This window comes from Salinivibrio sp. IB282 (assembly GCF_001995685.1).
Taxonomy (GTDB): Bacteria; Pseudomonadota; Gammaproteobacteria; order Enterobacterales; family Vibrionaceae; genus Salinivibrio; species Salinivibrio kushneri.
In genome coordinates, this window is sequence record NZ_MUET01000089.1 from 1 (window position 1) to 9,405 (window position 9,405).

The 9,405-nt window shown below is 49.0% G+C and carries 9 protein-coding genes and 1 rRNA gene; 2 read left to right on the forward strand and 8 right to left on the reverse strand.

Annotation, left to right across the window (positions count from 1 at the left end; all coding sequences use genetic code 11):
- The 5 genes from BZG14_RS13790 to BZG14_RS13810 all read right to left on the reverse strand — a co-directional run.
- Window positions 1–181 (reverse strand): 16S ribosomal RNA (locus tag BZG14_RS13790); the annotation flags it as partial.
- A gap of 408 nt (window positions 182–589) precedes the next feature.
- Window positions 590–1,021: a type II secretion system protein gene (locus tag BZG14_RS13795; protein ID WP_158011760.1), complete on the reverse strand. Its 432-nt coding sequence runs from the start codon at window positions 1,019–1,021 to the stop codon at window positions 590–592.
- A 1-nt stretch (window position 1,022) separates the two neighbouring features.
- On the reverse strand, window positions 1,023–2,444 hold the full coding sequence (locus BZG14_RS13800; protein WP_077609006.1) for a hypothetical protein: 1,422 nt from the start codon (window positions 2,442–2,444) through the stop codon (window positions 1,023–1,025).
- A complete protein-coding gene (locus BZG14_RS13805) occupies window positions 2,441–3,034 on the reverse strand; it encodes a hypothetical protein (RefSeq protein WP_131825191.1) in 594 nt (197 codons plus the stop codon). The genes BZG14_RS13800 and BZG14_RS13805 overlap by 4 nt, the downstream gene beginning before the upstream one ends.
- Window positions 3,035–3,077: 43 nt before the next feature.
- Complete coding sequence (locus BZG14_RS13810) at window positions 3,078–3,647, reverse strand: pilus assembly FimT family protein (protein ID WP_077486543.1); 570 nt, start codon at window positions 3,645–3,647, stop codon at window positions 3,078–3,080.
- 99 nt (window positions 3,648–3,746) lie between these two features.
- On the opposite strand from BZG14_RS13810, the gene BZG14_RS16140 reads away from it, so the two are divergent.
- Window positions 3,747–4,229 (forward strand): type IV pilin protein, encoded by a 483-nt coding sequence (locus BZG14_RS16140; protein WP_077609009.1) that lies wholly within the window; start codon window positions 3,747–3,749, stop codon window positions 4,227–4,229.
- A 67-nt stretch (window positions 4,230–4,296) separates the two neighbouring features.
- On the opposite strand, the gene dnaJ is transcribed toward BZG14_RS16140, so the two are convergent.
- From dnaJ to grpE, 3 genes are all read right to left on the reverse strand, one after another.
- Window positions 4,297–5,445 (reverse strand): molecular chaperone DnaJ, encoded by a 1,149-nt coding sequence (gene dnaJ, locus BZG14_RS13820; protein WP_069362800.1) that lies wholly within the window; start codon window positions 5,443–5,445, stop codon window positions 4,297–4,299.
- Window positions 5,446–5,564: 119 nt separating this feature from the next.
- Window positions 5,565–7,487 carry a molecular chaperone DnaK gene (gene dnaK, locus BZG14_RS13825; protein WP_077609007.1) on the reverse strand — a complete coding sequence of 641 codons (1,923 nt, stop codon included), beginning with the start codon at window positions 7,485–7,487 and terminating at the stop codon, window positions 5,565–5,567.
- Between the two features lie 192 nt (window positions 7,488–7,679).
- On the reverse strand, window positions 7,680–8,324 hold the full coding sequence (gene grpE, locus BZG14_RS13830; protein WP_077609008.1) for a nucleotide exchange factor GrpE: 645 nt from the start codon (window positions 8,322–8,324) through the stop codon (window positions 7,680–7,682).
- Window positions 8,325–8,497: 173 nt separating this feature from the next.
- Here grpE and nadK point away from each other — a divergent pair, with 173 nt between their 5' ends.
- Window positions 8,498–9,379 carry an NAD(+) kinase gene (nadK, locus tag BZG14_RS13835; RefSeq protein WP_077486538.1) on the forward strand — a complete coding sequence of 294 codons (882 nt, stop codon included), beginning with the start codon at window positions 8,498–8,500 and terminating at the stop codon, window positions 9,377–9,379.
- The last annotated feature ends 26 nt before the right edge of the window (window positions 9,380–9,405 follow it).

Below are 9,405 nucleotides of genomic sequence, written 5' to 3' on the forward strand. Positions count from 1 at the left end.
TAGCCGTCGTTTCCAACGGTTATCCCCCTCGTCAGGGCAGGTTCCCAGCCGTTACTCACCCGTCCGCCGCTCGACGTCCAGCAAATCCACCGAAGCTTCAATGCTGCCGTTTCCGCTCGACTTGCATGTGTTAGGCCTGCCGCCAGCGTTCAATCTGAGCCATGATCAAACTCTTCAATTTAAGTTTGGTGTTTCCGTAGAAGCTGCTCAATGAATACTGATTACTGTTTATCTCCGAAGAGACAAACGAATTGACTGTGCCGAACAACTATAAAAGTTGTCGTTTGGTCACTCAGTTCATCGAATAAATCTTTTTGTCTATTCTTAACGAGTGCCCACACAGATTGCATAGGTCAAATTGTTAAAGAGCGCCGCCCAATCTTGAGCGGGAGTGGCATTTTACGCCACCGAGGCAATGAGTCAAGCGTTTTGTTTGCTTGGCTATTTTGCCGTTGTTAGCGCGGCTTGCCGTGCCAACGAGAGCGCATTATAGAGAGGTAATTTTTGGGCGCAAGGATTTTTTGAAGAAAACAGCACAAGCGATTAAAAACCAACCAAGCGGGTGATAACTCACTCTTTTGGGCGCTTATTACATACCTTGGTATCGAAGCGTTGACCCTGTGAAGTAAAATCTCAGCGTCTGTTCCTTATTTCGGTAATCTTGCCAGCGAACTTCCAATACAAGTGTTTTCGCATAAACACCGTCATCATCGGTGAGCACATTTTTAATCTCAGTCACTGCCAGTTGGTAACCCGTGTCTTCGGTATCTATCAAACATCGTGCTAAACGGCTCAACCTCATGACTACAGAGTGGCTTGCACTGCAGGGCGTATCCGTGTTCATTAAACGCCAATGCGACAGTTGGTTACTAGCAACGTGCATAGCCCCTTCGGCCAAGCGCACATTGTGTTGCTTAGCTTGAATATCAACAGTGAGTGTATAAATACCTGCGCCCGTTACCGCAACTAACACTAGCGCAATCAATATTTCTATAAAGGAAAAGCCTCGCGCTCGTAACATGCTAACCCTCCCCAAGAGGCGGCTTGATGTCATGGTAGCTATTATTTACGGGCCGCCACTGCTTAAGCCCAGCAAAACTCTGCTGTAATACCTCACCACTATAAGTAGGTATGAATGCACCATACACCACGGAGTGGCCATTAGGCACGTCGGTGATAAATGCCCCCTCGGGTTCAAAGGTACCACTAAACCAAAAAGGCACACGGCGTGCTTGCTCAGGGTTGGTAACAGTCGATGTAATCAATTGGCAAAGTTCTTGGATATTACTATCGTTGTGAGAGCAAGACATCTCGCCAGATTCGGAGATGATCATCCCCCATTGCTCAGCAAATTCTCTCGCATTCAGCTTATCGGTGTTAAACTGATAAACCGCTCCTTTAAACGGTCTAATCGCACCACGCAGCGCCACAATGCCATCTTGTACAACCAGTAAAATCGGAGGTTCACTTGGTAACGCCTCTAAACCCTCTCGGCTTAGATCACAAGGCCCATCCACCCAGACTTTTGCATTCGCACTTTCTCTGTGTTTACTACTTGCGACTGCATCCAATAGGGTTTCATAACATAACGAGGGGTCACCTTGGGTATTAACAACAAAACCGCCTTGTCGCTCAAATTGCTCTCTGACTGTTTTCCACTGCGCGCGAGGAACACCAAAGTAATCTTTGAACAAGTCCATATTATCAACATTGGTTTGTACATCTTTTTTGAGCAGCGTCTCTGCCTCATCGCGGCTATCCGCGACTTCGCCATAATGGACTTCAGTTTTATACTCGGGTGCACATTCTTCACCCTCTCCTAAGTGAACGGTAAATATGTTTTGACTTTTTTCCTCTTCATTCTTTGAGCTCTCTGAACTCTTTGACTGATTCTCACCGAGCGTGCGCGGACGAATCATGACATCGCCCCCGGCTACAATTGAATGACATTCATATAAACCATCCTCTCGCTTTTTTCCCTTTGCTGGTCGCCATCTATTGCCACCGTAAAACGCTGCTGATCCTGAAGTGACAAATGAACTTCTTCGTGCACCGGTGGCTTTTGCTAGGGTCACTCCGACTTGTTGCTGTGCATGAGTCGCGTAAAGATGCCACATTCCGCGATCACTATTTTGCCAAGGCTCCAACCATAATTGGCTCCCTGCGATATGTTGACAAGGTGAGAGTTGCGCTATCCCCGCTGCCACATCGTCTTTCGATAAATGAATACCATCATGTTTGATCTTAGCCACCGCGCAATCTAGAGCCGCCCACGCTCTAGAAAGGGATTGCTCGGTTGTGATTCTCGCCTGTGTTTGTTGGATATCATTGACTGCGCGTCGACTGACACCTAATACGATAAGAAGCGTAATTAGAGCGATGCTGGCGACCACCGCCAGGGTGGCTATACCTTGGTCACGCGTGCATTTTGCGACGTACTTCATGATGAGGCCACCGTATTAGCTAAAACCAATGTTCGCGACACATCTTTACGCAGACCAGGTTGGCGGTTTAGCGAGGCGGAAACCTTGATAGTCAATGAGGTAATGCGTCGACCATTTTCGGTATGCACCTCGTTACGGGTAAAAGATAAATGCGAGATCTTCAATGCACGAGAAGAAATATCTCGCCAATAACCTGATTCACACGACCAGTTCGCCGTGTCTCGGTGATTTTCATAGATCTCTATGGCATGGGCTTCTGTATCTAGTCGAAAACCTTTGGCGTCATCTTTACCCACGGTATTCGTGGGATGGAGACTGTCTTGTTGATAAGCAAAACGAAGGCATTGCCCTTGACGCTGCGAGGGAGTTTCATCAATCAGTAAAAGGTGAAGATCATGACTACTGTCAAAGAGATAGGGCGACGCGCCATCACACTGGTAGCACATTCCGGCTCGACGTATCTCAGTTTCCATCATCGTTAATAAGCGGCTGACTTCGAGCGATAAGCGCGTCTTGGCATCAATCCTGGCTTGCATTGTGGTCGCCGAAGTCATCACAGAGAGTGCGGTGATTGAAACTAAAATACTCACCGACAAGCCAACTAAAAGCTCAACTAATGAGTACCCTTTGGAATTAGCTACACGCACTGTCGATACCACTCCACTGACAGGATTCAAAACCCAGGTACTGACGAACTTGCACTACATAGTCTGGCTGTTGGCGCTTCTTAGCCATTAATCCAAGTGTGAGGTTGAGGTTCGGCCGCTGGGTTCGAAAGTCAATCGTAAATAAATCGCCGTCTGGCTGTAATTGCCACTCTTCTTTAACTTGTTTTTTTAGTGTGACCTGTTTATCTAGCCTCACCATCAAGGCTTGCGTTTGATGGCAGGCGTGAGTCGATGGCTGTTGGGCTGATGCTCGGACTGTGGACGCTGATTCTGCTTTGGCAACAATGCAGTCAATCCCACCCTCACTCACCAAGCTAACAACATACGGTCGACTTTCTTCGACAGCTCGGCTTTGTGCCAACTGAAACAAACTAGAGAGTGCCGCACTCTCATTGGCAATTAACGTCGCTTGGTGCGCTTTTTGAAAGTTGGGAAACGCAATACTGCATGTAACCGCCAGCACAGCAAGCGCAATCAGTGACTCTATTAAAGTAAAGCCATGATAACGTCGTTTTTGATGAGAGATAAAACGCATACTGCCTCCCAGGATCTTCGCCTGCTGATTGCGCTCAGATTACCACTCTCATAACCTCTGTATGCGTTTGGTGATTGAGTCTTCGAGAGGCCCGTAGAAATGCGTTTATCTTTTTGTCGCTATTTACAACATGGGGTGACATTGATCGAAATGATGCTCGTCTTGGCTATCATCGCCACACTTGCAGGGGTAGTCATACCCAGCTATACAGAGTACCAACAACGACAGACACGGCACGCAGCGACGCGACACTTAATTCAGTTACAAGCCTGGGTAGAGCAGCAGTTCATTACGACAAAACACTATCCTTCGGTATCAGATGCAACCGACTTAGAAGCAAAAGCACTCTGTGCCGATTGCCAGTTATCGCCTGATTATCGATTCGAAATTCAAAGTGGGGAGGCTACCTATAAGATCCTTGCTCACCCGCGAGCTAATCACTCACAAACCGATGATCCCTGCGCAACCTTAGTGCTCTATGCTAATGGACTAATAACCTCTACCTCATCCAACGCATCCTGCCCCTTACCCCAAGATCGTGCAAAAAGTGGGGTTCTTCAGACATTAAAACGGCCAGCATAGAGCTGGCCGCTAATTATTTCAGTACGCTCTGACTCGCCGTCGAGCGTAGCGGGAGAAACTCAGTCGTTTATCCGGTTAAATCGTCAAAGAATTTCTTAACACCGTCAAAGAAACCTTCTGATTTTGGCTTGTGCTTTTTCGCCTCAGAGCCACTAAACGACTCTTCCAGCTCCTGAAGCAGCTCTTTCTGCCGGCTACTCAAATTAACTGGAGTCTCAACCACCATTTTGCAGATGAGATCGCCAACACCGCCGCCACGAACAGACTGCACACCTTTACCGCGCATGCGGAACATGCGACCCGTTTGTGTTTCTGCTGGGACTTTTAAGCTAACACGACCATCTAAGGTAGGGACTTCAACCTCGCCGCCGAGGGCTGCCATGGTGAAGCTCACTGGTACTTCGCAGTAGAGGTTGTTGCCATCACGGGTAAAAATATGATGTTCGCGGATGTGCACTTGAACATACAAGTCACCCGCCGGGGCACCGTTTTCACCCGCTTCACCTTCTCCGGATAAGCGAATGCGATCACCCGTATCAACCCCCGCAGGGATTTTCACATTCAAGTGCTTGGTTTCTTTTACGCGACCTTGGCCGTGGCAACTGTTACAAGGATCTTTGATAATGGTCCCGCTGCCATGACACGTTGGACATGCTTGTTGAACCGCAAAGAAACCTTGGCGCATTTGCACTTGGCCGATACCGTTACAGGTTCCACAGGTTTGTTTTTTCGAACCTGGTTTCGCCCCACTGCCATCGCAGGTTTTACACCCGACATAAGTAGGGACTTCGATCTCTTTGCTGACGCCACGGACCGCTTCTTCAAGCGTAAGCTCCATGTTGTAGCGTAAATCGGCTCCACGTTGCGCGCGTTGCTGACCACCACGACGACCTCCGCCGAATATATCGCCGAATACGTCACCAAAAATATCGCTAAAGTCAGCACCTCCACCGAAGCCACCGCCGCCGAAGCCGCCGCCTCCCATGCCGCCTTGTTCAAAGGCTGCGTGACCATATTGATCATAGGCTGCGCGTTTTTGYGGGTCGGTCAGCACTTCATAGGCCAACTTAATTTCTTTAAACTGATCGGCTGCATCTTCGCCTTTGTTGCGGTCTGGGTGATATTTCATTGCCAGCCGCTTATAGGCTTTTTTAATATCGCGCTCGCTTGCATCGCGGCTTAAGCCGAGCACTTCATACAAATCTCTTTTAGACATGGTCTGACTGCACCTGTTTACGTCAACAAAACAAAGACGTTCAATTCACTGTTTGATAAAACGACGGGCGAAGGAGATTGCTCCCCTACGCCCGTGCTTATTAACGACAGTGCTTTCGCTTATTTCTTGTCGTCGTCTTTAACTTCTTCGAACTCAGCATCGACAACATCGTCGTCTTGTTTTGCTGAATCAGCACCGGCGTCTTGCTGCGCCTGCTCATCTTGAGCTTGCTGCTGCGCGATTTCCATCAGTTTTGATGAAGCGGCAACCAGTGCTTGAACCTTCGCATCGATGTCTTCTTTATCTTCACCGTTACGTGCGGTTTCCAGCTCAGAAATGGCGGTTTCGATCTTCTCTTTGTCTTCTGCAGGCAGTTTGTCACCTGCTTCTTCCATTTGCTTACGCGTGCCGTGAACCAGTTGGTCAGCTTGGTTGCGCGCAGTCACTAGCTCTTCGAACTTCTTGTCCGCTTCTTTGTTAGCTTCTGCTTCTTGCACCATCTTCTCAACGTCTTCGTCACTTAGGCCGCCAGACGCTTGGATAGTGATCTTCTGCTCTTGGCCGGTTTGCTTATCAGCCGCAGACACATTCAAGATACCGTCAGCGTTCAAATCGAAGGTCACTTCGATTTGTGGCACACCGCGTGGCGCAGGCTGGATGCCCTCGAGGTTGAACTGACCCAGTGATTTGTTATGCATGGCTTGCTTACGCTCACCCTGAATCACGTGGATTGTTACCGCGCTTTGGTTGTCTTCTGCAGTTGAGAACACCTGGTTCGCCTTAGTTGGGATCGTGGTGTTTTTCTCAATCAGCTTGGTCATCACACCGCCCATGGTTTCGATACCCAGTGAAAGAGGCGTCACGTCAAGCAGCAGTACGTCTTTTACATCACCAGACAGTACGCCACCTTGTGCCGCGGCACCCATGGCAACGGCTTCGTCAGGGTTCACGTCTTTACGTGCATCCTTACCAAAGTACTCTGCCACTTTGGCCTGTACCATTGGCATACGGGTTTGACCGCCAACCAAGATAACGTCAGTGATTTCGTCAACGGATAGCTCGGCATCAGCCAGTGCGACTTTCATTGGTTCTAGTGAGCGCTGAACCAGATCTTCAACCAGAGACTCAAGCTTGGCACGAGTCACTTTGATGTTCATGTGCTTAGGACCGGTTGCGTCCGCCGTCACATAAGGCAAGTTCACGTCTGTTTGCTGCGCAGAAGACAGTTCAATCTTCGCTTTCTCAGCCGCTTCTTTGACACGTTGCATCGCTAGCGGGTCTTGACGCAGGTCGATGCCTTGCTCTTTTTTGAACTCGTCAACCAAGTAGGTGATCAAGCGGTTATCGAAATCTTCACCACCAAGGTGCGTGTCACCGTTTGTGGCCAATACTTCGAACGTTTGCTCGCCATCTACCTCATCGATTTCGATGATAGAGATATCGAAGGTACCACCACCTAGGTCATACACAGCGATTGTGCGATCGCCGCCTTTTTTATCTAGACCATAAGCCAGTGCCGCTGCTGTTGGTTCGTTGATGATACGTTTAACTTCTAGGCCTGCGATACGACCAGCATCTTTGGTTGCTTGACGCTGAGAGTCGTTAAAGTAAGCAGGGACTGTGATAACCGCGCCAGTCACTTCCTCGCCGAGGAAATCTTCAGCGGTTTTCTTCATTTTCTTCAGGACTTCAGCAGACACCTGTGGCGCAGCCATTTTTTGGCCTTTCGCCTCAACCCAAGCGTCACCGTTATCTGCCTTAACAATTTTGTAAGGCATGATGCTGATATCACGCTGCACTTCTTCATCTTCGAAGCGGCGGCCGATCAGACGCTTGATAGCAAACAGGGTGTTTTCTGGGTTTGTCACTGCCTGGCGCTTCGCAGGCTGACCGACAAGTGTTTCACCATCTTGTGTGTAAGCGATAACCGATGGTGTTGTACGATCACCCTCTGCGTTCTCAATGACGCGCGTTTTTTCACCGTCAAGTACGGCGACACATGAGTTGGTTGTACCCAAGTCAATACCAATGATTTTACCCATCTGGTGCTCTCCGAAATTCGTTCTATGGCTTTAATGCGTTACCCCTTATGTGGGGGTAACTGTGAGAGGTTCAACCCCCTCACCGCAATTTTATTTAGTGCTGCCGTTTAAATAAGGGCAGCCGAGTGCTTTTCAAGGGGAGGAAGCAAAAAAACACCGAATTTAGTTTAGTAAGCTCTCTCCCGGGCCTAATTAGGCTTTTTCGTCAACGTTACCTTGCGGCGCTTTGGATACCATCACCATGGCTGGGCGCACAACACGGCCGTTTAGTTCATAGCCTTTTTGCATCACCATCATCACGGTGTTTGGCTCGTGCTCGGCGCTTTCTTGAATGGTCATCGCCTGATGCAATTCTGGGTCAAACGGTTGACCTTGAGGATCGATCGCTTTCAAGCCAAACTTATCAATGGTGTCCATCATGGTTTTCAGCGTCAGCTCAACCCCTTCCACCATTGGTTTGATTGATTCGTCTTCCTTGTCGGCCATTTCAACCGCGCGTTCAAGGTTATCAATCACAGGTAWAAGTTCACCGGCAAATTTCTCTAGGGCAAACTTGCGCGCTTTATCCACTTCTTGCTCGGTGCGACGACGCATGTTGTCAACATCAGCGCGAGCACGTAGCACACTATCTTGCTGCTCTTGCACCTTGGCTTCGCTTGCCTCAAGCGCTGCTTCTAGCTCGGTGATGCGCGCAATCATGGCTGCGGTTTCTTCATGTTCAATGTCTGCACCACCACTTGCTTGTTGCTCAGCGGCCTGCTCTTTACCTTTGGCTTCAGCAGCTTGCGCATCTTTCATCGCTTCCTGCTCTTGCTTCACTTTCTGTTCTTCGCTCATGATCACTCCGACACAAATGGCATTGCCCAGCACGCCACTGGGACTATTCAACTTGATTGACGAAAGTATTATGGGGATGAATCTTTATGATTCAACCGCTCGCATAACGCAAATCACGACAATCGCTTTTTTACCGCGTTATACTGGGCACAAATAACGATGAGATCCTGATTATGTCGACAGCATTCCAGCGCATTGCCCTGATTGGCAAACCTCGTAACCCGGAAGCGGTTAACACACACATAGGCCTCTATCACTGGCTAACTGAACGCGGTTATGAGGTGTCCATTGACACACGCTTGAGCACCAATCTTGGTTTGCCCGATGCCCATTACTTGGATCTCGTGACGATAGGCCAACACGCCGACTTAGCCATTGTGATCGGTGGGGACGGCAATATGCTCGGCGCCGCACGTGTACTGTCTCGCTGCGATATCAAGGTGATCGGAGTGAACCGCGGTAACCTCGGCTTTCTCACCGATTTGGATCCCGAAGCCTTTGAACATGCGCTGGAAGCGGTATTAAGCGGTGAGTACTTGGAAGAAGACCGTTTTTTACTTGAAACCGAAATTCATCGTCACGATCAGGTAAAAAGCCATAACGCTTCATTGAATGAAGCGGTACTTCACCCCGGGCAAGTCGCGCACATGATTGAATTTGAGGTGTACATTAACGAGCAGTTCGCCTTCTCTCAGCGATCGGACGGGATCATTATTTCAACGCCCACAGGCTCAACGGCATACAGCTTATCCGGCGGTGGTCCTATTTTATCTCCCAGCCTCGACGCGATTTCGCTCGTGCCTATGTTCCCGCATACATTGTCGAGCCGTCCATTGGTTGTTGATGGCAACCGCCGTATTAAATTACTGGTTTCGCCTGACAACCGCGGGACACTGGAAGTGAGCTGTGATGGCCAAGTTTCCTTGCCGGTAAACCCTGGGGACGAAGTGCACATTTACAAAAGTCCCGCCACGCTCAAACTCATTCATCCTCAAGATTATAATTATTACAACACGCTACGAAAAAAACTGGGTTGGTCTTCTAAGTTGTTTTAAGCCAGCTGTTTCTTATCTTTTACATG

Excerpts from the sequence above, each read along its gene's own strand:
- BZG14_RS13795 (WP_158011760.1), bottom strand. The coding sequence starts at position 1,021 with ATGTTACGAGCGCGAGGCTTTTCCTTTATAGAAATATTGATTGCGCTA.
- BZG14_RS13800 (WP_077609006.1), bottom strand. The coding sequence starts at position 2,444 with ATGAAGTACGTCGCAAAATGCACGCGTGACCAAGGTATAGCCACCCTG.
- BZG14_RS13810 (WP_077486543.1), bottom strand. The coding sequence starts at position 3,647 with ATGCGTTTTATCTCTCATCAAAAACGACGTTATCATGGCTTTACTTTA.
- BZG14_RS16140 (WP_077609009.1), top strand. The coding sequence starts at position 3,747 with ATGCGTTTATCTTTTTGTCGCTATTTACAACATGGGGTGACATTGATC.
- dnaK (WP_077609007.1), bottom strand. The coding sequence starts at position 7,487 with ATGGGTAAAATCATTGGTATTGACTTGGGTACAACCAACTCATGTGTC.
- nadK (WP_077486538.1), top strand. The coding sequence starts at position 8,498 with ATGTCGACAGCATTCCAGCGCATTGCCCTGATTGGCAAACCTCGTAAC.